We start from the raw sequence: 24,353 nt of genomic DNA, 5'->3' as shown, positions 1-24,353 counted from the left end.
TACGAAAGCATAATATTTCACTGGATTTATTTTACTAAACAGAAACCTGGATAGGGATTGAGTAATTCAGTTTTACCCCCATAATAAATTGAGTCGATATCCGCAGTGAAATGATTAAAGCTATGAGTGATAAACAACCCTTTGAACTGGTGACCAATTATCAACCTGCTGGCGATCAGCCACAGGCCATTGAAAAGCTGGTCAAGGGTATAGAAAAAGGCTATCACGATCAGCTTTTGCTGGGGGTTACCGGTTCAGGTAAAACCTATACTATGGCCAATGTCATCGCCCGTACCCAGCGTCCGACTATTGTCATGGCTCATAACAAAACGCTGGCTGCACAGCTCTACGGCGAATTTAAAGCATTTTTCCCGAATAATGCGGTTGAATATTTCGTCAGTTATTATGATTACTATCAGCCAGAAGCCTATGTGCCATCTTCAGATACCTTTATCGAGAAAGATGCGGCAATTAATGATCACATTGACCAGATGCGTCTTTCGGCAACCCGTGCACTTTTAGAACGTCGCGACGCGATTATTGTCGCTTCTGTTTCTGCGATTTACGGTCTGGGTGATCCGAATGCCTATATGAGCATGTTGCTGCATGTGGTGGAAGGTGACCGGATTGGCCGTGATGATATTATCCGTCGTTTGGTCGAAATGCAGTATTCGCGTAACGAACTGGAATTCCTGCGCGGTACGTATCGTATTCGTGGTGAGATTATTGATATTTTCCCTGCCGAATCGGATCAGGATGCTATCCGGATTGAGCTGTTTGATGATGAAGTCGACTCCATTCGCTGGTTTGATCCTTTAACCGGGAAAATGGTTCGTAAAGTGCCTCGCGTAACCATTTATCCTAAAAGCCATTATGTTACGCCGAAAGACAATTTGTCCCGTGCCATCGAAACCATTCGGGAAGAACTTAAAGAGCGTCTGGTGTTCTTCCGGGAAAATGACAAACTGCTGGAAGCCCAGCGCATCGAGCAGCGCACACGCTATGATCTGGAAATGATGCAGCAACTGGGTTATACCAACGGCATTGAAAACTATTCACGGCATTTGTCGGGTCGTCCTGCGGGTGAAGCGCCACCGACCTTGTTCGATTATATTCCTGATGATGCCTTGCTGATTATTGATGAGTCACATGTGACGGTGCCGCAGATTGGCGCCATGTATAAGGGCGACCGTTCGCGTAAAGAAAATCTGGTAAATTACGGATTCCGTTTACCGAGTGCGCTGGATAACCGGCCGATGAAGTTTGAGGAGTGGGAACGTATTGTGCCGACGACTGTTTATGTTAGCGCAACGCCCGCACGTTACGAGCTGGAAAAATCCCAGCAGATTGTCGAACAGGTGGTGCGTCCGACCGGTCTGATCGATCCGGAAATTGAAATCCGTCCAGTCTTGACGCAGGTCGATGATGTATTGTCTGAAATCAATATCCGTAAGGAAATGAATGAACGTGTGCTGGTAACGACATTGACCAAGCGCATGGCCGAAGATTTGACTTCCTATTTGAAAGAGTATGGGATTAAGGTCGCCTATTTACACTCGGATATCGATACTGTTGAACGGGTAAAAATCATTCATGAGCTGCGTACTGGGGTTCATGACGTGCTGGTCGGGATTAACCTGCTGCGTGAAGGCCTTGATATGCCGGAAGTATCATTAGTGGCGATTCTGGATGCAGATAAAGAAGGATTTTTGCGTTCAGAGCGTTCACTGATTCAGACTATTGGTCGTGCTGCGCGTAACTTGAAAGGTAAAGCGATTTTATATGCGGATCGCATCACCGATTCTATGCAAAAAGCCATTGATGAGACTGAACGCCGTCGTGCCAAGCAGATTCAGTTCAATGAAGAGCATGGTATTACACCACGTAGTGCAGTACGTCAGGTGATTAAGGAAATTGATACAGGCGAAGTGCTGGATGATGAAACTATTGAGCTGAAAGCTTCCGATCAGGCCCGTGCGATCAGTGCAGATGAACGCCATATCATGGCCGATCCAAAGATGTTCGCGAAGCATATCAATAAACTGGAAAAAGAAATGCTCAAGGCTTCAAAAGAACTACAGTTTGAGCAGGCTGCACGTATACGGGATGAAATTTTACGTTTAAAAGCACAGATGTTAAGTTAGGTCTGTGTGTAAATTACAGATTTAAATTACGTAAAATCAATCACAAACCTAACATAATGCTACAAAGTATGTCTGCTGATGCCGCTATTGTAAGTACGAAATATTCATGTTGAAAATTTTGTCCTGATCAAATAGGTATCGTATGACAACTAAAAATAATCTCCCTCATGCGGGGTTGAAACTTGCAAAAATTGCAGTGGGTGGTGCAGTTCTACTTGGACTCGGGGCTGCAACCATGGCTTATGCCAAGAACGATTCTTTACCCACTGTAGAGAAAGTTGAACTGGACCGCTATTTGGGCACCTGGTATGAAGTGGCTCGTAAACCACTTACATTCCAGAACAAGTGTGATCGTGACGTTACGGCGACGTATACATTAAATGAAAATGGTAACGTTAATGTAGATAACCGCTGTATCCAGAAAAATGGTCAGGTGACCCAATCAGTGGGTGAGGCATACATTCAGAATGCACCTTATAATACCAAGCTCAAAGTAAGTTTCTTGCCAGAGTTTATTCGCTGGTTGCCAGTGGGCCGTGGCGATTATTGGGTATTAAAACTGGATGATAATTATCAAACCGTACTGGTCGGTGAGCCTAAACGTAAATATATGTGGGTATTGTCACGTGATCCTCAACTGGATCAGAATGTGGTGAATGAATACCTGCAATATGCGCAATCTGTGGGTTATGATTTGAGTGATGTGATTCATACCAAACAGACCCAACAGGCAAGAAAATAAAAGGCCAATCAGGTTATGTATAAAAACCATGCTTCGGCATGGTTTTTTAATGCTTCTCTTTTTTGAATTATATATTTTGCCTTGCTATCACCTTTGGACAGATGAATCGTCAAGCTTTATTTTAGACTAATCGTTATAATGCGCTGGAATGATCTTGGGTTTGAAGCATGTACAAAGGCATTGCATTATCGGTATTGGCATCAGTGGTATTTGGTGTTCTTTATATATTCACGCCATTTTTGCAGCCTCTAGATAGTGAACAAACCTTTGCGTGGCGGATGCTGGCAACAATTCCATTTTTGACTGCCTTTATGTGGTGGTCAGGTGACCTCAGCCATATCACTCAAATTTTAAAACGCATTCTCAAACAACCTGCTTTTCTGATCTGGTTGATCATCAGTTCCTTGTTATGTACGACCCAACTGTGGCTCTTTTTATGGGGACCAATTAATGGTCGCGGTTTACAGGTATCCCTAGGATATTTCCTGTTGCCGCTAGTTATGGTTCTAGTCGGATGTGTACTTTATAAGGAAAAGCTGTCGCGCTGGCAGATGGCAGCAGTCGCACTGGCCATATTAGGTGTAGGACATGAAATCTGGCGGATCGGTTTCATTGCCTGGGAAACGGTGTATGTGGCACTGGCATATCCGCTGTATTTCTTTATGCGCCGTAAATTTCAGACGGATCATTTAGGCGGTTTCTGGTGGGACCTCTTCATCATTCTGCCTGTCGCGATCTATCTAGGCTTTATTCATAGCGATTCCATGCAACTGATCCTTAATGCGCAGCATCTGATTTTTGCGGTATTAGGTCTAGGCTTTCTAAGTGCGTTAGGATTGGGAAGTTATATTCTGGCAAGCCGCTATTTGCCTTTTGTCATCTTTGGGCTATTGAGCTATTTAGAGCCAGTACTTTTGGCTTTTGCGTCTATGGCATTAGGGGAGCGGGTTGAAGCCGGCGAATGGCTGACTTATCTCCCGATCTGGCTGGCCGTCGTATTGTTGGTAATTGAAGGTATTTTGCATTTACGTCAGCAAAAGCTGAAACAACGCGAACTTATGCAAAAAGTCGAGAAGCTGGAACAATATAAAGAAAAATGATTTTATAAAATATTAAATTCCAGATCGTGCAGCTTTAATTAGACAATATTTGTAGATTGTCAGTCTAGATAATGTAAAATTCGAGACATACATCACAAAATAACAAGATATCACGATTTATTTGGGGAATTGTATGTCGGAAATCGCTATTCCATATCAGTTACGTGCACGCCTGTCACAGCTAGAGCCAAGTCTGGATCTGGAATGGCAACGTGAAATCAGAACAGTTCTGGCTGATGTATCTGCCGAGCTTAAAGAAAGTATCGATTTTCAGATTTTAAAACCCAAAAAAATTCTCTGGGATCGTGATGCCAATCAATATCGATACCAGGCTCAACATTCGGTCGAGTTGCTCAGTCAAAAGTTTTTAAATGACCGGATGCGTTATTATGCCAGCACCTTTGCCTTATCCTTGCAAAGCCTGAAAGGTTTAAATGACAGTTTGCAGATTGCGGATTATCTGGAAAATGCACTTGAGCAAATTGATAAAATCGAAGTCGATGAAAACTTTCAGATGCAGCGTGAAAAACTGGAACTGCGCCGAACCTTTTTGCTAAATGCTGCTGAAATTATCCGTGAACTGAAGTTGCAACCTCTAGAAGGGGTGCGCCAGCTGACTGAAGAGCATGTGAAATGCTTTATTACTGAAGTGTTTATTAAGCAGCAACTCCTTGGTTATTGGTACAAACCTCTATTAAAAAAAACAAACCGTGGAAATAAAACATCCGCTGTTTCGCTATTTCCTGATCAAAGAACAAGAAATCCGTCATTTTGATATTGTCCGTACTTCGCAATTTTTATTCATTGTTGCGCCAGTGATGGATGTACAACAGAATCCATATTCTATTCGCCGTTTCCTGATTGAAGAAAAGGGTGCACTTGAAGATCAGGTTTACCTGAATGTTCTTGTCCTGGATTTGAAAGAGGATATGGATGAGGAAGTGGTCGAAACGCTGAAATCACAGATGCAACGTATGGTAACCTTGCAAAGCCAGATTCATCTGGACGTGATTGATATTGTGCATGATCTGGAACAGATCTCAGAACAGAAGCTACTGCCTTTACTAGTTGAACCCATTCAGGTGGTAGAAAAAAATGCCGATGTGGTGGCACAGCGACATTTGAAAAACTTTGAAGAAATTCTGACTCGGGAATTGTTATTACCCATGCGTGATGCGATCCGTGATCATCTTTCTCATATTGAAGAATTTTCTTATCTATATTTGCACGTCCATAAAATCTTTTCTGAAATTCTGGCCTATTACCGCGATTTCAAATCGCAGCCAGCATTTATGTTTAATCAATATATCCAGAATTTTGAATATAAATTACTGGGATTTATTCGCCTGCTGGAAAAACGCAAAGGTGAAACCTTTATTCCGACCAACTCGCATGAATGGCAGGTGATGCACCAGCGTTCCGAGCAGCCGGTCAAGGATATTCAGTCTACAATTGCAGATAATGTGCAGCAATATCGGGATTTGAAAAAATATATCAATACGCTGCATCGTCAAAAGAGAGAGCATGAGAAGAAGTCAATTTTCAAGAAACTATGGACTAAGGACACTTCAGATCAGGATATTGAAATCGCACTGAACAGATTGCAGCAGTTAAAGCGCAGCATGTTCCTGGAAATTATTCAGGTTCCACGTACCTATGAAAACAGCAGTGTTTTTCTGGAATTTGAAAGTTTACAGAATCTACAGCAGGTCGAACGCCACTATGCTTTCCCATGTGGAGATAACGGTTTGACCCGCTTACCAATCCTGATTCATTTGCCAGAAACCTATGACGATTTTGATGTAGAAAACTTCAATGCATCCATGAGTCTGGACATGAATTTTTCAGCAGGAACCAAAGTGCAGCTTAATCAGGAAAATGCCATCAGCTATGAACTCTAGTTTTGGCTGAATAAACAACATTTAACAAAAATCTGGTTTTTATAGTTAATAGATGATTTTTCAAATTTTAAATGCAAAATCATCTGACTAATTACAATTATTTTCAAAATTTATAGTGAATATATCGGATTTTCGGCCAGAGTTAATCAGCTTTTGATTCAAACTTGCGGCCAATTCCATTACAATTATCGGGTTTTGAAATTTATGCTTAGATTTACAATTAATTAGAGGACGTATCTGTGAGCAAAGACACTATCGTTGCCCTCCATGCAGAGCACCAAGGTCGTTGGAAAAACCGTGAAGAACTTGCGGAACGTATGATTGCCCTAGTAGGTCAGTTATATCGTGAAAAAAATATCGTAGCTACAGTTTACGGTCGCTCTTTAATTAACCGTTCTGTAATCCAGATCCTTAAAGCGCATCGTCGTACTCGTGTACTGGACGTTGAGCTTTCTGTTGTAGACACTTTCCCAATTCTTGAAGCATTGGCAAAAGTAGAAAACATCGGTACTGCTGAAATTGATCTAGGCAAACTTGCTGTTGAATTCAAAGCAAAAGGTGGTGATGTTAACGCATTCGTTGCTGATGCTGTGAAATCACTTGAAGGCAATGCAACGTCTGTTGAAGGTAAAGACGTTGTACTTTACGGTTTCGGTCGTATCGGTCGTATCCTTGCCCGTTTGATGATCAGCCAGTCAGGTCTAGGCCGTGGCTTGAACCTGAAAGCAATCGTAGTTCGTAAATCATCTGACGGTGACCTTGAAAAACGTGCGTCTTTATTGCGTCGTGACTCAATCCACGGTCCATTCGCGGGTACGATTTCTGTAGATGAAGAAAACGAAGCAATTATTGCAAACGGTCAGTTCATCAAAGTGATCTATGCATCTAATCCATCTGAAGTGGATTACACTGCATACGGTATCGAAAATGCATTAGTGATCGACAACACTGGTAAATGGCGTGATGCTGAAGGTCTTGCTCAACACCTGAAATGCCCAGGCGCTGCTCGCGTAATTCTGACTGCACCTGGTAAAGGTGACATGAAGAACGTTGTATTTGGTGTGAACCAGGCTGACATCCTTGATGAAGATCAAATCATCTCTGCTGCAAGCTGTACAACCAATGCGATCACTCCAACATTGAAAGTGTTAAACGACAAATACACAGTGATCAATGGTCACGTTGAAACAGTTCACTCGTTCACAAACGACCAAAACCTGATCGACAACTACCATAAAGCTGACCGTCGTGGCCGTGCTGCAACATTAAACATGGTTATCACTGAGACTGGTGCTGCTAAAGCAGTTGCGAAAGCACTTCCTGCGCTGAAAGGCAAGTTGACTGGTAACTCTGTACGTGTTCCTACACCAAACGTATCTCTTGCGATCCTGAACCTGACTTTAGATAAAGAAGTTGATCGTGATGAAGTGAATGAATACATTCGCCAAATCTCAATCAATTCTAACCTTCAAGGTCAAATCGGTTATACAAACTCTACTGAAGTTGTATCTTCTGACTTTATCGGTTCTCGTACTGCAGGTGTATTCGACGCTCAAGCGACAATCACTTCAGGCAATCGTTTAACTTGCTACGTTTGGTATGATAACGAAGTGGGTTATAGCTGCCAGGTACTTCGCATTGCTGAACAAATGGGCGGCGTAAGCTATCCAAAAGTTCCTGCTGAAACAAATGCATAATTTGTAGAAGTGATCTAAAAAAGAGCCTCTTTTGAGGCTCTTTTTTATTGTGGAAGATAAAGGTGGCAAATCAGCTTTATAAAACTATTGCATTAATTGATGGAAAATTCACCTTGATGTGCCTATTTGAATCTGTTAGCTTACAAATGGTAAGTACATTAAAAATAGTAAGTAAGAACTAAAAATTGTGATCAAGAAAGGAACTCTTCAATGACCAAATATGCAATCAGTCCATTACTGGGACAGGTGCTATCGAATGAATGTCCATCCCGTGAAATACTGGAACATCTCACCAATAAATGGTCAGTGCTGGTATTGCGCTGTTTAAGTGAGGGTGTACATCGCTTTAGTGAGGTGAAGCAGCGAATTGAAGGGGTCAGTGAAAAAATGCTGGCGCAAACCTTAAAAATGCTGGAGCAAGATGGTTTTATTTTAAGAACGGTTTATCCCGTTGTGCCGCCCAAAGTTGAATATCAATTGACCATTACCGGTTCGCAAGCAGCAGAAAAAATAAACTATTTGATTGGCTGGGTAGAGCGGAGTTTGCCAGAGATTTTGGAAAATAAAGAGCGTGTTACTAAATAAAAATTAAATTGCTTTTGGGGAAGCAATAAATGGATAAGTCAGAAAATCTAGTTGCTCGATTATTGGCAGTGTACGCAATTATCCTAACTTTATGCATCGCTATTTATGCGATCTTTCAGCTTTTAGAAGTTGATCTCACTTTAGCGACTAATCTTTTGCTTTGGTCAGCTTCAATCCTTGCTCCAATAGCAGTATTGATGACTTATACGAGTTGGAGAAAACAAAAAGGTAGTGAGGTTATAGCAGAACAAGCTAAATAGCTTGCAATTTTAACGATTGAAATAGAAGGAATAAATAATAAAATTTTAACAGGATTTTGGGTCAAAAATATAGATTTTAAGAAAGCTAAAAATCTTATAGATGAGTTCTATAGCTTAAGAATAAATATGCTAAGTTCATTCAAGTTTTTAAAAGAGGCAACTAAAGATCAGGAATTAGAAAAAAAGATCCAGCTGTTTGAACAGAAAACTTTAGGGTTTTATTCACACTATTCAGGTCTTCTTAAGCCGGAGAATATTACAAATATTTATTCTCATATACCCATGTTGAAAAGGGAGTTAGGAGATATTTTTGTTGATTTATGCGAAGAGCTAATGAAATATGCGCTTTATGAAAAATAATATAAAGAAACCTCTTAGTTTACTCATGGTTTTCTGAATATCTGTTGATCAGTTAAAGCAATTCAATTGAAAAAAGTAAAACTATAAAAATAAAGATGCTTAAACTATAAGAAGAATTACCGCAATTCTGAAATAAGTGAAAACATTTTTATAATTCTTATTTTGTATAAGTTCCTCACAATAATTTCTTGATAAATCGTCAATCTGTATCAGCTTTTTGCTTGAATAATATAAAATAATCTTAAATTGGGTCTTCTTCATGGAAAGCCCAATAAATATAGTCGAGAAATGCTTTAAAATATGGCAGAATAGGCGGTTTTTAAAGTTTTTAGAGGATTGGCATTATGCGCTTTGTTGATGAAGCAGTCATTACCGTAGAGGCTGGCGACGGTGGCAATGGCGTAGCCAGTTTTCGCCGTGAAAAGTTCGTACCATTTGGTGGTCCAGATGGTGGTGATGGTGGTCGTGGCGGCAGCATTTATATTCAGGCTGACGACGACACGAGTACCCTTGTAGATTATCGTTATACCCGTAAATTTCGCGCTGAACGTGGTAAAAACGGTGCTGGCGCAAACTGTGCTGGTCGTGGTGGCGAATCAGTTATTTTAAAAGTTCCTGTGGGAACAACCATTGTAGATAGTGAATCTGGCGACATTATTGGAGATCTGGTTGAAGACGGCCAGAAAGTATTAGTGGCACATGGCGGCCAAGGTGGTTTGGGTAATACCCACTTCAAATCATCAACCAACCGTTCTCCGCGTAAATGTACACATGGTACCAAAGGTGAATTCCGTGAAATCCGCCTTGAGCTGAAAGTACTGGCTGATGTTGGCTTGCTCGGCATGCCAAATGCAGGTAAATCAACCTTTATCCGTGCAGTCTCTGCAGCAAAACCAAAAGTTGCAGATTATCCGTTTACGACCATGGTACCTAACCTGGGCGTAGTGGATGCGGATCGTCACCGTTCATTCGTGATGGCGGATATTCCAGGTCTGATCGAAGGTGCGGCAGAAGGTGCAGGTCTCGGGATTCGCTTCCTGAAACATTTGGCACGTACCCGTATTCTGCTTCACATTGTCGATGTTCAACCGATTGACGGTTCAGATCCAGCTTACAATGCCAAAGCGATTTTGAATGAGTTGCAAAAATTCTCCCCAACACTTTCAAAATTACCAGTGGTATTGGTTCTGAACAAGGTCGATCAGCTTGCTGTAGATACTCGCGATGAATGGTGTAATCACATTCTTGAAGAATTGCAGTGGGAAGGTCCTGTCTTTAAAACTTCAGGCTTAACGGCTGAAGGCACTAAGGATGTGGTGTATTACCTGATGGATCAAATCGAGCAGCAACGCGAACGCGAAGTTGAAGATCCTGAATACGCAGCAGAGATGAAAGAATTCCGTGATCAGCTTGAAGCTGAAACACGTGAACAAACGATTGCTGCGAAAGAAGCTTATCGTGAAATGCGTCGCGCTCAACGTCTGGGCGGCGATGACTTTGATGATGAAGATGATGACGACAGCGACGTAGAAGTATATTACGTACGTTAATCTTTTAAAGATAAGTCTGAGGACAAGATGATAGAAGTGGTAGATGGGCAACGTCAGCTCAAGGGTTGTAAACGAATCGTTGTTAAAATCGGATCATCTTTACTCACAGCAAACGGGCAAGGTTTAGATTTAGATGCCATCTCGCATTGGGCGGGACAAATCGCGGATCTACACAATGCCGGACATGAGATTATTCTCGTTTCTTCCGGAGCTGTGGCTGAAGGTATGGTTCGAATGAAACTTGAGAATCGACCCACCGATCTACCCAGTCTTCAGGCTTGTGCTGCCATTGGTCAAATGGGTTTAATCCAGACCTGGTCAAGTGTGCTGGAAAAACACAGTATTCAAACCGCTCAGGTATTATTGACTCATGATGACCTGGCAGACCGTCGTCGTTATCTGAATTCTTGTGATGCCTTGCAGCACCTGATTGACTGGCATGTAATTCCGGTTATTAATGAAAATGACACGGTTTCTACTGATGAAATCCGTTTCGGTGATAACGATACCTTAGCTGCGATGGTGGCAGGTCAGGTGCATGCTGATCTGCTGATTATCCTGACTGATCAGGAAGGCATGTTTGACTCGGATCCACGTTCTAATCCGGATGCCAAACTGTTTCATACCGTGCGTGCCATGGATGAAAGCCTGTTTGATATGGCAGGCGGCGGCGGAAAATTTGGTCGTGGCGGTATGCTGACTAAAGTCCGTGCGGCACGTCTGGCTGCAAAATCTGGTTGTCCAACTTTGATCGCTAGTGGTGATAGTGACAATGTTTTATCGCGTCTGATGGCGGGTGAAATGTTGGGTACATTATTTATCACTGATGATGACCGTATGACAGCACATCAGCAATGGTTAGCAGCGCATCTGCAAACTGCAGGTCGTCTGGTGATTGATGATGGTGCGGTTAAGGCTATCAAAGAGAATCACCGTAGCCTGTTGCCGGTCGGTGTCAAAGCCGTAGAAGGACATTTTGATCGTGGTGATGTAGTGGAATGTGTCGATCGACAAGGTCACCGTATTGCTGTAGGACGTGTCAACTTCAGTTCACGTTCAGCAGAAATCGTGAAAGGTCTAGCATCGGATAAAGTCCATCAGGTCTTAGGTGAAGCACGTTCTTTGGAGATGATTCATCGCAATCATATGGCGATTTACTAAGCTATCAAAATATAAAAAAATCCCGCTTCGAGCGGGATTTTTTATGGCTATAAATATTTATTTAACCCAACCCCTTCGAATAAACGGTGCAAACAGAAATTTGTGAATCATCAAAATAAAATTCATTAATTTGTCTTGGTACTTCCACCAGATTGGTAAGCCAGCCAGATTCACGACCAATGCAATGATAAAAGCACCGGCCATATCAATCGGGAAATGCACTCCGACATAAATCCGTGACCAGGCTACTAACCAGGCTGTCCACACTAGAATTCGTCCCAAATCACGTTGCGCTGAGAAATAATAAGCAAGGGCAATTCCGCTAAAAATACTCATGTGATTGCTTGGGAATGAACCTGTAGGTGCATGCTCAATCAGGGTTCGGCCAACTTCCGTGACAAAAGGGCGGGGTGTGTTTAGAATGGCAGATAATACTTCGCTAATAGTCAAAGTAATCGCTGTGAAGATCACAGCTTTAATAATCCCTGTTTTGATTTCACGACTGCCACGCAGCCAGGCAACAGCAAAAATCAGCAGAAATAAATACACTAGATCATGCGCTATCAGACTGGCATAGTTAATCATCCAGATCGAGGCTTGGTCAGGTACATTGAGAAGATGAAACAGATATAGGTTCAGTTGATCGAGTGACATGAGGAGAGAGGGCTGACACAAATGTCCGTTACTCTAAATCGATCAAAGCTCAATTCATATCTGAGTTTGTATGAATTTGTAGCATTGATTTTTCACAGAATATTCAAGTGATAAAAAACCACCCAAAAGGGTGGTTTTTAAGCGTCTGAATAATTTCATTAAGACTTATTTAAACTGAATAGAACCATTAGCACTGACGGTCATTTTGGATTCACCTGCTGCCATTTCCTGTTCTGGAACTGCTTCGGCATAAGCAGATTTGGCCATCGCCATGCGTGGCACAGGTGGATAACCCGAATTATTGGTGTTGATATTCAGATTCACCAGTTGATAGCCCGGTTTGTTCCAGGCTTGCGCCAGACTTTGCGCACGTTGCTGGAAGTTTTTCGAAGCTTCAAGCATCAGCTCATTTTCTACTTTTTTACGTTTTGCTTCAGATACTGTGAAGTTAATCGATTCAGTCTGGAAGTTCTGTTGTAGCTCAGCAATCAGTTGCGAGGCGGCTTTAAAGTCAGTCGATTCAATCCGTACCTGCGCACGAGCACGCCATTCTCTTAACTTGCGGTTGTCGTTGTCATAGACTGGATAGGTATGCTGTGAACCGGTTTCAATTTTTACCGTAGGATATTTTTTAGCAGTATTAATGGCCTGCGTCATCAACTGATTGATTTGTGCTGCAAGCTCAGCGGGCTGTTTATTGGATTTTTCAACAAATAAATTGGCATTCATCAGGTCATTGGAAATATCGCGACTGGCTTCTGCCGAGATATTCACCACATTATAATTCAAGGTTTCTTCAGGAGCTGCGAAAGCGGCAGAAGATAATGCGCCGAGCAAAGCAAGCGCTGAAAAAGAAGAAAGACGCATTTTGTTGTCCTGTTTTAGTGGAATTGTTGGCCTTGTGCTGATCATAAAATACTAAGGTGGAAATGTGTTGATATTCCGAAATTATTGTCGTTGGATTGTTAAAAATATATTTTATTTATTGTAGATATATCGGAACCAAATGTGATGAAAATTATATACTTATTGAGATAATTGTTTAATAATTACACTGTTGTATTCATGACAACAAAATTGCATAAAATGTTTAGGCTTCCTTGTCATTACTATGCATAAAGTTGATAATTTAGACAGCAACATTTTTTGATATATTTTTTCAATAACAGTCGAGGCAAATTGATACTAAAAGTTGTTTATTTTCCTGAAAAAAACTGTATCATCCGCCTCTCCTAGTTACTGAATAGAAAATTGTCTAACTAGATTATATAAAGCACCGAGTCAAACGACCGCAAGTCACCAGACTTATTTCTTTCAACCCATATCAGAGATGGTAATTCGATATGAGCGTTTCTTCTGTAAATCCTGCCACCAATTCCACAAACGAATACTACTTGACTCGCCAAAGTCAGATGGAATCGAATGTGCGTAGTTATCCACGTAAATTACCGTTAGCGATAGCGAAAGCACAAGGTTGCTGGGTTACCGATGTTGAAGGTACGGAGTACCTTGATTGTTTAGCTGGGGCAGGGACATTGGCATTAGGCCATAATCACCCTGCGGTCATTCAAAGTATCCAGGACACACTTGCAAGCGGTCTTCCATTGCATACGCTGGATCTCACAACTCCTTTAAAAGATGCTTTTACTGAAGCACTTCTTGCTTACCTGCCAGGTGGCAAAGAAGAATATTGCTTACAGTTCTGTGGTCCATCTGGTGCAGATGCAACAGAAGCAGCGATTAAACTAGCCAAAACCTTTACTGGCCGTAGTTCAGTGATCAGCTTCTCTGGTGGCTATCACGGTATGACTCACGGTTCTTTGGCAATGACAGGTAACCTGTCTGCGAAGAACTCGGTGAATGGTTTAATGCCAGGCGTTCAATTCATGCCATATCCGCATGAATACCGTTGCCCATTGGGTCTAGGCGGTGAAGCGGGTGTTGATGCTTTGACTTATTATTTCGAAAACTTCATTGAAGATGTCGAAAGCGGTGTAACCAAGCCAGCAGCTGTGATTCTTGAAGCAATTCAAGGTGAAGGCGGTGTGGTAACAGCACCTGTAAAATGGTTGCAGAAAATCCGTGAAGTGACTGAAAAACACAATATTGTGTTGATTCTTGACGAAGTTCAAGCAGGCTTTGCGCGTTCAGGCAAAATGTTTGCATTCGAACACGCAGGGATCGAACCTGATGTGGTTGTCATGTCTAAAGCTGTTGGCGGTAGCTTGCCACTTGCAGTACTGGGTATCAAACGTAAGTTCGATGCATGGCAGCCTGCTGGCCACACCGGTACTTTCCGTGGTAACCAGTTGGCAATGGGTACAGGTCTTGCGACTCTACAAACCATTAAAGAACAAAATCTTGCGCAAAATGCACAAGAACGTGGTGATTTCCTACAAGCTGAACTGAAAAAGCTGGCGGCTGAATTCCCATGTATCGGTAACGTACGTGGTCGCGGTCTGATGATCGGTGTTGAAATCGTCGACGAGCGTAAACCAGCGGATCATATGGGTTCTTTCCCTGCTGATGGCCAATTGGCTGCAGCAATTCAAACCGCTTGTTTCAACAACAAACTGTTGCTGGAAAAAGGTGGTCGTAACGGTACAGTAATCCGTTTACTTTGCCCATTAATCATCACTCAAGCTGAGTGTGAAGAAGTTCTGGTTCGCTTCAAGAAAGCGGTTGCTGAAGCTCTAGTCGCAGTTCGAGGCGCGTAATTCATGGTAGATTTTGCAGAACACCGTAAAGCGTTACTCTGCAATGATGCTGCATCTATCGCTGACTATGAGTCGGCGATGGATCAGGCGACCAAAGCGGTTGCAGCATGGTTGCAAAACGACAAAATGTATACTGGCGGTAGCATCAAGGAATTGCGTAGCGCAATTGCGTTCAATCCTTCTAAAGAAGGCCTGGGTGTACAAAAATCTTTAGAGCGTATGGTTGAGCTATTCCTCAACAAGAGCTTGAAAGTACATCATCCGCATTCTTTAGCGCATTTGCATTGCCCGACGATGGTCACTAGCCAGATCGCGGAAGTGTTGATTAATGCCACTAACCAGTCCATGGATTCTTGGGATCAAAGCCCAGCGGGTTCTTTGATGGAAGTGCAGCTAATTGACTGGTTACGCCAAAAAGTCGGCTATGGCTCAGGTCAGGCAGGTGTTTTCACTTCTGGTGGTACGCAATCCAACCTGATGGGCGTGTTACTTGCACGTGATGCCTGCATCGCGAAAAACTGGAAAGACGAAAACGGCAATCCATGGTCTGTTCAGCGTGATGGTATCCCTGCGGATGCAATGCGTAATGTCAAAGTCATCTGTTCTGAAAATGCACACTTCTCTGTGCAAAAGAACATGGCGATGATGGGCATGGGCTTCCAGTCTGTGGTGACTGTACCTGTGAACGAAAATGCGCAGATGGATGTTGATGCGCTGGAAAAAACCATGGCGCATCTTCAATCTGAAGGCAAAATCGTGGCATGTGTGGTTGCAACAGCGGGTACAACGGATGCTGGTGCGATTGATCCACTGAAACAGATTCGTGAAATCACCAATAAGTATGGCGCGTGGATGCACATCGACGCAGCATGGGGTGGTGCACTGATTCTGTCGAATGACTATCGTTCTATGCTGGATGGTATTGAGCTGTCTGATTCTGTGACACTGGATTTCCATAAGCATTACTTCCAGACCATTTCATGTGGTGCGTTCTTGCTGAAAGATGAAGCGAACTATCGTTTCATGCACTATGAAGCAGAATACCTGAATTCGGCATATGACGAAGAACATGGCGTACCGAACCTGGTATCGAAATCTCTGCAAACGACCCGTCGTTTTGACGCGTTGAAATTGTGGATGACCGTAGAAGCACTCGGTGAAGAACTGTATGGTTCGATGATCGACCACGGTGTGGATCTGACCCGTGAGGTGGCAGATTACATCAAGGCAACGTCAGGGCTGGAGCTGCTGGTTGAACCTCAGTTTGCATCCGTACTGTTCCGTGTGGTACCAGAAGGCTATCCGGCTGAGTTTATCGATACGTTGAACCAGAACGTGGCAGATGAACTGTTTGCACGTGGTGAAGCGAATATTGGCGTCACTAAAGTTGGTCAGGTGCAATCTCTGAAAATGACGACTTTAAGCCCGGTTGCAACGCTTGAAAATGTGAAGAACCTGTTGGCACTTGTGCTTGCAGAAGCGGACCGTATCAAGGATTCAATTGCTGATGGTACTTATACGCCGCCAATCGCATAAGCGGTTGCAGGTGGAAAAAAGGAGATCGTTAAGATCTCCTTTTTTATTGGGTTTCGATATGTAAATAGATCATTATCAGCTTCAAATAAAATTAAGCTGCAAATAAAGGACTAAAGCCTTTTTTTCTTAATAGTTTACGGTACATGCTGGAGCTGCGATCTGCCGGGAAATGTGCTTCCAGAGATAGGTCAAGCGGTAGAAATTCGGGCTTCTGGTTTTCGACAATCAGGCGATCTTCTTCAAAAATCTTCAGATTAAAATCATAGGCTTCTTCGACGGGTAAGTCTTTATCATAGTTACGACAGATAGGAGCAAACAGTCGGGTCTGACGGGCGGTCATCGGTGAAGCAGCATTCATAATCACCTGTTTAGCATCATTAGGGAAATGGATGGTCAGGGTCGCGGTAAAGGGTAGGCTAATTTCAAAATGTCTCAACCATTTAAAATCTTCCTGACCACGCTGATCTAACCCAATCGGATAACGGCCGACACTGCTGATATAGTCGGCACTGAAACCATATTCAGTTTCTGTTGTGATGTAATTCGGGACTTCGACATCATCTGGATCACCAAAGGTATCCGGATGTACCCAGGCAAAATGGGCGACATCAATAAAGCCTTCTAGCTGTCTGCCAGCAAAACATTTGATGTCGACTTGTGGGCAAACCAGTTGCTGATAATCTGCATCATTCCAATAAGGCATCACTGGAATATTCGGTTCAGCATCTTTGTCAGCTGTCAGTGAACACCAGATCAGACCATAGCGTTCTACAGCCGCATAGGTCCGTAAATGAAACCGATCTGAAATTTTATGCTGTGGATGGGCAGGGATACGGTTGCATTTACCTTGTGTACCAAAACGCAAGCCATGATAAGGACAGACGATGCCTTGACCATCATTTTTCCCCAGACTTAAAGGCACACCACGATGCGGACAGGCATCTTTGGCCACAACTAGTTCATCCTGCATCTTGTAAATGACCAGTGGCATATCTAGCAACATTGTCCCTAACGGCTGTTCGGAAATATCACGGGCTAAGGCCACTGGATACCAATATTGAGCTAGGAGATGCCAGTCATGTTCTTCAAATGTCATGTGAATGGGTAAATCGGGATTGAAAACTGGAATGGTTGTGCTGTTCATGGCGCTATCACTGTGATTCTTTATTTCAATATAGGCCAATGTGATGTTCTACGAAATTTCAAAGATCAGGACATCCTGTTGCATAAATTCGAACAGGATGTAAGGAGGAATGAGCTATAGGCAAAAAAATTAAAGGAAGCAATATTTAAAGTTCCGAAAAATGCTTCTTTTATTTTTCATGCACAAAATGTGTATTTAGGGCTTTATGCCTAATGTGATATGCAAGCTCCGTTCAGATAAAATCAGCTAATGTCAGGGAACAACAAAAATATCTGATTCAGGATGAAGAGATGACTAATTTGCATGTATCCCAACCCGTTGGCTGTATTATTCAAGGAAAAATGGTACAAGGCGGTGGCGAAAGTTTTGTGGTGATCAATCCTGCTGATGAGCAGGTATTGGCACTGTGTTCCTCTCCCTCAGAAGCACAAGTTGAAGACATCATCCGTAGTGCCGAGCAGGCTTTTCACCAATGGAAAAATACGGATGATGCAACGCGACAGTCAATTCTGCATCGTATTGCGGATCGTATTGAAGAACACCGGGAAGAATTAGCGCGTTTAGTGGTGCAGGAGCAGGGCAAACCTTATGCGCTGGCTGAATTTGAAGTCGGTGGGGCCATTGCCTGGACCCGCTATCAGGCAGAACTCAAGATTGAAACTGAAATCTTACAGGATGATGCCAATAAACGGATCGAACTGCATCATCGGCCTTTAGGGATTGTGGCATCGGTCACTCCATGGAACTGGCCTTTGATGATTGCTGTCTGGCATATCATGCCGGCAATTCGCGCTGGCAACGTGGTGATCAATAAGCCTTCAGAATTTACCCCATTGTCGACCCTTCGACTCGGTGAGCTGATTCAGCAAGAAGTTGCACCTGGAGTCGTATCTATACTTACAGGTGGCGGCGAAGTTGGTGCCAAGCTGACCAGTCACCCTGCAATTGCCAAAGTGGTATTTACCGGTTCAACTGCGACTGGGCAAAGAATCATGCAAAATGCAGCCGCGACTTTCAAACATCTGACACTGGAACTTGGTGGCAATGATGCAGGTATTGTTTTGCCAGATACCGACATTCAGGCAATGGCAGTCCGAATCTTTGATGGAGCTTTTATCAACATGGGCCAGACCTGTGCAGCGTTGAAGCGTCTTTATGTGCATGACAGCCAGTATGATGCACTGGCACAGGAATTAGTGAAAGTCGCACAGCAACAGTCTCTGGGCTATGGTTTAGCTGAAACGACTACTTTTGGTCCGGTACAAAATATTAAACAATACCAAAAAGTTCAGGCCATGATTCAGGAAGCCCAGGATGAAGGGGCAGTGGTAATGACATCTGGTCAGAATCTACCGGATACAGGCTATTTTATTGCACCGACAATCGTGACCAATGTGAGCCCAGATAGCCGTCTGGTGCAGGAAGAGCAGTTTGGTCCGGTATTACCTTTGATCCGTTATCATGATATTGAAGAAGTACTGACTGAAGCCAACAATACGGATTTTGGTTTAGGTGGTTCGATTTGGTCATCAGATCTGGAGCAGGCGCAGCAGTTTGCACAGCGACTGAGTTGTGGTACAGCGTGGATCAATACGCATGGTGAGATTTTCCCGCATGTACCTTTTGGGGGATGGAAGCATTCAGGCATCGGTGCCCAGTTCGGATTAAGTGGTCTGCTCGAAAATACGATTCAGCAGGTTGTTCATATCAATAAAAATTAAATCAAAAAAAGCTCAAGTTTAACTTGAGCTTTTTTCTTTTACCTTAAGACATATTAACGTAATAAAAGGCGGGCAGCCTGAAAATCAAAATGTAACTGCTTGAATTTATTTAAGACAATATAAGATTTGATATGACCAATAAAATTACAGCTCAGCAATTTTTCAGTCACAAAATTTGCCAGCATTTCCAGATTTTTGGCACCTACTTTTAACATGAAATCTGCATCACCACTTAAAGAAAAAGCTTCCTGAATAGCTTCTTCTTCTTCTTCAATCAATTGTTGAAAAGCGATCTTCGCTGCTGCGTCATGTGTTTTGAGATTGACCTGAACCATAGCCAAAACTGCAATTCCCAAAGCTTCAGGATGAATGCAGGCACTATAACCTAAAATAATTCCTTTTTGTTCCAGCAGCTGACGCCGTCTAGAACATTGAGAGGCTGACAAACCGATTAAATCTCCGATTTCCTGATTCGTCAGGCGCCCATTTTTTTGCAAAGCCTGGATGATTTTCCAGTCAAATTTATCCATTGCATCCATTGCATTGAATCCTTATCCGATACACGTTTTATGTGTTTTTGAATCATTGTGACTTGCATTATGCACGAAATCAGAAAATGAAATGCAATATTCTGTAATTGAAGCATGATAAGTGATAGGGAAAATAATAATGTTTATGGAAATTGGTCAGTACCTTAATCAGCGCCTGCAAGAGCTAGGAATTCAGCATATTTTTGGTGTACCAGGTGACTTTAATCTCTCCTATTTAGAACAGATCGAAATTGATCCAAAACTGGAATTTATCGGTAACTGTAATGAGCTCAATGCGGCGTATGCAGCAGATGGCTATGCACGTCTACATGGTGTCGGTGCTTTACTCACCACTTATGGTGTGGGTGACCTGAGCGCGATTAACGGCATTGCAGGTGCATATGCCGAGCAGGTTGCCATGGTGCATATTTCCGGTATTCCGCCTTTGCATGCCGTAGAACAGGGTGCTTTGTTACACCATACCCTGATTGATGGCGATTATGACAATATCATGAACTGCATGCGCGAATTTACCGTGGCACAGACACGTTTGACTCCAGCCAATGCAGTGAGTGAAATTGACCGGGTATTGAAGCAATGTATATTGATGCGTCGACCGGTTCATATTCAGCTTCCATCGGATATTACCCATCTTCAGATTAAAGTGCCCAAGCAGCCTCTGGATCTGAGCCGTCCACAGAGTGATCCAAAACTTCTGCAAGACACTGCGGCACGAATAGCCAAACGCATCAAACAGGCACGTCAGCCAGTCCTGCTCATTGACAATGAAGCAGAAATTTTCCAGCTCACCGATATGCTGCAAAATTGGGCTGAGCGCATGCAGATTCCCTATACCTGCCTGTCTACTGCCAAAAATATCATGAATGAAAGTCACCCCTTATATGCGGGCGTTTATGCAGGTGCAGCAAGCGCAGCATCGACTTGTCAGTTGGTGGAACAGTCGGACTGCCTGATCGCTATTGGACCACGTTTTACCGATGTGGCCACCGCATTTTTCTCACATCGTGTATCCGCACAAAATATGCTGTATCTGGCGGATTCCTGTCTTTGTCTAGATGGACAGATGATCAGTGGACTGGATTTAGCTCAGTTGATTCAAGCCATCTCAAAACAGACTTTAGATGATCAACCACGTACTTTTAATCCTGCACCGAAACCATTGTTACAAACTCAACAGCTCGAAGAAAATACTGCGCTGAGCCAAACTGCACTCTGGCAGCAGATTTCTGAATTCTTGCAGGAAGATGATGTGATTGTGGCAGAAGTGGGCACTGCCAATGCAGGTTTATCAGGATTGACCTTGCCGGTGACCGCCAAGTATCTGGTTCAACCGATCTGGGGTTCAATCGGCTATACCTTGCCTGCCTTGCTTGGCAGTATGCTTGCTGCACCTCAGCGCCGTCATCTGCTCTTTATTGGAGATGGTTCGATTCAGCTGACCATTCAGGAGCTTTCTACCTTATTAAGAGAAGGCTTAAAACCTGTAATTTTTATTTTGAATAATGGCGGCTATACCATTGAACGTTTGATCATGGGTGAAAATGCCAAGTACAACGATATTCAGAACTGGAAATACAGCCAGTTTGCTCAAGTCTTTTCTGCTGATACTCCGCATCAGGCTCATATAGTGAAAACCCCGGCAGAATTAAAGCGTACACTCGCACAAGTTCATCAGGCTGAGGAATTATGTCTGATTGAACTGCAACTTCCACGTATGGATGCTCCACAACGCTTAAAACAGTTTGCTGAAGTCGTGGCACGCTATGACTATGGTGAATATGGTTATAAGCAGCTAGTCGAGCAGAATACACCTCCCTACAAAAAAGGCAATCTAGCAAAATGTAGAAATTAAAAAAAATTGTTCACAAGGAGTGACAATATGGATGTTGAAGATCATCAATTAAAAAAACAGCTTTCCAACCGGCATATCCAGTTAATCGCCTTAGGCGGAGCGATCGGTACAGGATTATTTTTAGGTTTATCACATACGATTCAGCTGGCAGGCCCATCAGTGCTTTTGGGCTATGCCATCGCTGGCATCATTGCATTTCTGATCATGCGCCAATTGGGTGAAATGGTAGTGCATGAACCGGTCAGTGGTTCATTCAGTTATTTTGCCAATAAATACTGGGGAAAAAAAGCAGGCTTTATTTCAGGCTGGAACTATTGGGTTCTCTATGTATTAGTCAGTATGGCTGAGTTGAGTGCAATTGGTACTTTTGTTCAGTTCTGGTGGCCGGAGATTCCGACCTGGCTCACGGCACTGGCATTTTTCCTGCTCATGAACGGCATCAATCTGGTCAATGTCAAATTCTTTGGTGAAAGTGAGTTCCTGTTTTCCATGATCAAGATTGTTGCCATTCTGAGCATGATTGGCTTTGGCCTCTATCTGCTCTTTAGTGGTTCAGCGGGTGAGCAGGCCAGTGTGGCCAATCTGTGGCAATATGGCGGCTTTTTTCCTGAAGGGGGAAGCGGCTTTTTGATGGCTCTTGCGGTCATCATGTTTGCATTTGGCGGTCTGGAACTGATCGGGATTGCGGCGAGTGAAACCAAAAATCCGCAAGTGACAATTCCTAAAGCGGTCAATCAGATTGTGTATCGGGTGCTGATTTTCTATATCGGTGCGATTGGTGTTTTACTGTGTCTTTATCCCTGGAACATGGTGGCGCAGGGTGGCAGTCCATTTGTACTGATCTTCCAGTCGCTGAACAGTCAGGGGGTGGCCAATGTATTGAATTTTGTGGTTCTGATTGCGGCTCTTTCAGTCTATAACAGCTGTATTTATTGTAATACCCGTATGTTATTAGGGTTGGCTCAACAGGGAAATGCTCCTGCATTCTTAAAAAAAATCAATCATCGTGGTATTCCGGTCAATGCAGTTCTATTCTCAGCGGCAGTATCTGGAATCTGTGTATTGATGAACTACCTCATGCCCGGTGAAGCCTTTGGAATATTGATGCTGCTAGTGGTTTCTGTGCTGGTCATTAACTGGTTGATGATTTCACTGACCCATCTGAAATTCAGAAAAGCCATGCAGGAACAGCAGCAGACGACCGCATTCCCAAGTCTGTTTGGCCGCTGGAGTAATTACCTGACGATTTCATTTATCATCATGATTTTAATGATCATGAGCTTGACGAAAGAGATGCAGATTGCTGTTGCGCTGGTGCCGGTCTGGTTGCTGTTTCTCAGTGTGCTCTATGTGATGAAATATCGTCGAAAACCAGTATTATTGCCCGAATCAAGTCACTAAACTTAAAGACCCTGAACAGGGTCTTTTTTTATGTCCATAAGGTGCTAACTGTCTATTTAATTATCATTAAAACGTCATAAAGCTGTAACCTGTCTGTCATATTCCAAAATCAAAATGTGAGTATCGAAAACAGGTACTCAACTGAATCAAAAGTGGTGTACTCGAAATTTTAATAAATGAGAGAGATCCAGAATGCGCTTTACCAATATTGCCTTAGCTTTAGCTTTAACCGGGGCTGCAGCAACTACAGCAAATGCTGCACGAGATACAATTCAGATTGCAGGGTCTTCAACCGTTCTGCCTTATGCCAGTATTGTCGCTGAAGAATTTGGCAATATTTTCCCTCAGTTCAAAACTCCGGTTGTCGGTTCTGGCGGTTCTTCAGGTGGTTTAAAACAGTTTTGTAATGGTGTAGGGGATAACACCATTGATATCGCCAATGCTTCACGTCAGATCAAAAGCTCTGAATTGGCAGAATGTAAGAAAAATGGTGTGAACCAGGTTCTCGAAATCAAGATTGGTTATGACGGCATCGTCTTTGCTTCAAATGCCAAAAAAGCGGCATACAAATTACGTCCACAGCATGTTTATGCTGCATTAGCGGCAGAGTTGCCGGCTAAGGGTAAAATGGTACCTAACCCATATACTCGCTGGAACCAAATCGATTCATCATTACCGAATGAGCCGATCACGCTGGTAATTCCGGCTTCGAATCATGGAACGCGCGAAGTCTTCCAGGAGAAGATGGTGGATGCAGGTTGTAAATCGTATGCTGCTATTAAGGCTCTAGCGAAAGATGCACAGAAAAAAGCATGTACCAGCTTCCGTAAAGATGGCCGTGTTGTTGAAATTTCAGGTGACTATACTGAAACCTTGGCACGCTTAAAAACCTCACCGAGCGCTGTTGGCGTATTCGGCTTGGGCTTTTACGATCAAAACCGCGATAAGCTACGTGTAGCAACCGTCAACAACGTTGCTCCTTCTGAAAATACGATTCTGAATGGTTCTTATCCGGTATCTCGTCCATTGTTCTTCTATGTGAAAGGCGAGCACCTGAAATCAATCAAAGGCCTGCAACAATTTACTGAATATTTCCTGAACAAGAAAGTTTCTGGTAAAGGTTCCAAGCTTGAGAGAGCTGGCCTGATTTCAATGTCAGACAAAGAGCGCGCAGCAGTACTGGCTAACTTTAAAGCAGGTAAAGCGGTAGTGGTGAAGTAATTCACCTTGCTTCAATCGCTGATGATGGGGTGACCTGTCATCGGCGTTTCGTGATA

At 43.1% G+C, this 24,353-nt stretch carries 21 protein-coding genes; 17 read left to right on the top strand and 4 right to left on the bottom strand.

Translation table 11 applies throughout. From position 1 onward, the window contains the following. The first annotated feature begins 122 nt into the window (after positions 1 to 122). From uvrB to proB, 11 genes are all read left to right on the top strand, one after another. Entirely contained in the window at positions 123 to 2,144 is a 2,022-nt protein-coding gene (uvrB, locus tag AC4MCD_RS09495) for an excinuclease ABC subunit UvrB (RefSeq protein WP_491875969.1), read from the top strand. 142 nt (positions 2,145 to 2,286) lie between these two features. Further along, positions 2,287 to 2,886 carry a lipocalin family protein gene (locus AC4MCD_RS09490; protein WP_004782725.1) on the top strand — a complete coding sequence of 200 codons (600 nt, stop codon included), beginning with the start codon at positions 2,287 to 2,289 and terminating at the stop codon, positions 2,884 to 2,886. A gap of 167 nt (positions 2,887 to 3,053) precedes the next feature. Further along, positions 3,054 to 3,986 (top strand): EamA family transporter RarD, encoded by a 933-nt coding sequence (rarD, locus tag AC4MCD_RS09485; RefSeq protein WP_491875968.1) that lies wholly within the window; start codon positions 3,054 to 3,056, stop codon positions 3,984 to 3,986. 133 nt (positions 3,987 to 4,119) lie between these two features. After that, positions 4,120 to 4,761 (top strand): hypothetical protein, encoded by a 642-nt coding sequence (locus tag AC4MCD_RS09480; RefSeq protein WP_491875967.1) that lies wholly within the window; start codon positions 4,120 to 4,122, stop codon positions 4,759 to 4,761. Continuing rightward, the gene (locus AC4MCD_RS09475) at positions 4,697 to 5,887 is read left to right on the top strand and encodes a hypothetical protein (RefSeq protein ID WP_491875966.1); all 1,191 of its coding nucleotides are present in this window, start codon (positions 4,697 to 4,699) and stop codon (positions 5,885 to 5,887) included. Before AC4MCD_RS09480 ends, AC4MCD_RS09475 begins: the two co-directional genes overlap by 65 nt. Positions 5,888 to 6,126: 239 nt before the next feature. Further along, a complete protein-coding gene (locus AC4MCD_RS09470; RefSeq protein WP_004782721.1) occupies positions 6,127 to 7,584 on the top strand; it encodes a glyceraldehyde-3-phosphate dehydrogenase in 1,458 nt (485 codons plus the stop codon). Between the two features lie 210 nt (positions 7,585 to 7,794). Continuing rightward, a complete protein-coding gene (locus AC4MCD_RS09465; protein WP_491875965.1) occupies positions 7,795 to 8,169 on the top strand; it encodes a winged helix-turn-helix transcriptional regulator in 375 nt (124 codons plus the stop codon). Positions 8,170 to 8,198: 29 nt separating this feature from the next. After that, positions 8,199 to 8,429, top strand: a complete 231-nt coding sequence (locus AC4MCD_RS09460) for a hypothetical protein (RefSeq protein ID WP_205683241.1) — start codon at positions 8,199 to 8,201, stop codon at positions 8,427 to 8,429. Between the two features lie 126 nt (positions 8,430 to 8,555). Then, the gene (locus AC4MCD_RS09455; protein WP_419374437.1) at positions 8,556 to 8,789 is read left to right on the top strand and encodes an SPX domain-containing protein; all 234 of its coding nucleotides are present in this window, start codon (positions 8,556 to 8,558) and stop codon (positions 8,787 to 8,789) included. A 344-nt stretch (positions 8,790 to 9,133) separates the two neighbouring features. Continuing rightward, positions 9,134 to 10,339: an Obg family GTPase CgtA gene (gene cgtA, locus AC4MCD_RS09450; protein ID WP_004782712.1), complete on the top strand. Its 1,206-nt coding sequence runs from the start codon at positions 9,134 to 9,136 to the stop codon at positions 10,337 to 10,339. Between the two features lie 27 nt (positions 10,340 to 10,366). Beyond that, entirely contained in the window at positions 10,367 to 11,500 is a 1,134-nt protein-coding gene (proB, locus tag AC4MCD_RS09445) for a glutamate 5-kinase (RefSeq protein WP_005234922.1), read from the top strand. 57 nt (positions 11,501 to 11,557) lie between these two features. Here the strand turns inward: proB and AC4MCD_RS09440 are convergent, their stop codons facing one another. Continuing rightward, positions 11,558 to 12,154, bottom strand: coding sequence for a phosphatase PAP2 family protein (locus AC4MCD_RS09440; protein ID WP_491875964.1), 597 nt, complete (start codon positions 12,152 to 12,154; stop codon positions 11,558 to 11,560). 165 nt (positions 12,155 to 12,319) lie between these two features. Continuing rightward, entirely contained in the window at positions 12,320 to 13,021 is a 702-nt protein-coding gene (locus AC4MCD_RS09435; protein WP_004782671.1) for an SIMPL domain-containing protein, read from the bottom strand. 476 nt (positions 13,022 to 13,497) lie between these two features. On the opposite strand from AC4MCD_RS09435, the gene AC4MCD_RS09430 reads away from it, so the two are divergent. After that, positions 13,498 to 14,871 carry a diaminobutyrate--2-oxoglutarate transaminase gene (locus tag AC4MCD_RS09430; RefSeq protein WP_159123116.1) on the top strand — a complete coding sequence of 458 codons (1,374 nt, stop codon included), beginning with the start codon at positions 13,498 to 13,500 and terminating at the stop codon, positions 14,869 to 14,871. Between the two features lie 3 nt (positions 14,872 to 14,874). Further along, positions 14,875 to 16,407, top strand: coding sequence for a pyridoxal phosphate-dependent decarboxylase family protein (locus AC4MCD_RS09425; RefSeq protein WP_491875963.1), 1,533 nt, complete (start codon positions 14,875 to 14,877; stop codon positions 16,405 to 16,407). 91 nt (positions 16,408 to 16,498) lie between these two features. Here AC4MCD_RS09425 and AC4MCD_RS09420 read toward each other — a convergent pair whose 3' ends face one another. Next, a complete protein-coding gene (locus AC4MCD_RS09420; RefSeq protein ID WP_491875962.1) occupies positions 16,499 to 17,551 on the bottom strand; it encodes a Rieske 2Fe-2S domain-containing protein in 1,053 nt (350 codons plus the stop codon). Positions 17,552 to 17,841: 290 nt separating this feature from the next. Between AC4MCD_RS09420 and AC4MCD_RS09415 the strand changes: the two genes are divergently transcribed. Next, positions 17,842 to 19,272, top strand: a complete 1,431-nt coding sequence (locus AC4MCD_RS09415) for an aldehyde dehydrogenase family protein (protein WP_491875961.1) — start codon at positions 17,842 to 17,844, stop codon at positions 19,270 to 19,272. Between the two features lie 53 nt (positions 19,273 to 19,325). Here the strand turns inward: AC4MCD_RS09415 and AC4MCD_RS09410 are convergent, their stop codons facing one another. Then, the gene (locus AC4MCD_RS09410; RefSeq protein ID WP_491876854.1) at positions 19,326 to 19,802 is read right to left on the bottom strand and encodes an Lrp/AsnC family transcriptional regulator; all 477 of its coding nucleotides are present in this window, start codon (positions 19,800 to 19,802) and stop codon (positions 19,326 to 19,328) included. Between the two features lie 139 nt (positions 19,803 to 19,941). Between AC4MCD_RS09410 and AC4MCD_RS09405 the strand changes: the two genes are divergently transcribed. The 3 genes from AC4MCD_RS09405 to AC4MCD_RS09395 all read left to right on the top strand — a co-directional run bounded on the left by AC4MCD_RS09405 (position 19,942) and on the right by AC4MCD_RS09395 (position 24,297). Beyond that, the gene (locus AC4MCD_RS09405; protein ID WP_491875960.1) at positions 19,942 to 21,675 is read left to right on the top strand and encodes an alpha-keto acid decarboxylase family protein; all 1,734 of its coding nucleotides are present in this window, start codon (positions 19,942 to 19,944) and stop codon (positions 21,673 to 21,675) included. A 27-nt stretch (positions 21,676 to 21,702) separates the two neighbouring features. Further along, complete coding sequence (locus AC4MCD_RS09400) at positions 21,703 to 23,076, top strand: amino acid permease (protein ID WP_491875959.1); 1,374 nt, start codon at positions 21,703 to 21,705, stop codon at positions 23,074 to 23,076. Between the two features lie 192 nt (positions 23,077 to 23,268). Next, positions 23,269 to 24,297 carry a substrate-binding domain-containing protein gene (locus AC4MCD_RS09395; RefSeq protein ID WP_491875958.1) on the top strand — a complete coding sequence of 343 codons (1,029 nt, stop codon included), beginning with the start codon at positions 23,269 to 23,271 and terminating at the stop codon, positions 24,295 to 24,297. The last annotated feature ends 56 nt before the right edge of the window (positions 24,298 to 24,353 follow it).

The sequence above is a fragment of the Acinetobacter sp. CAU_H_78 genome (assembly GCF_058599365.1).
Note: the sequence above shows the minus strand (reverse complement) of the source record. Positions and strands in the feature narration are given on the sequence as shown.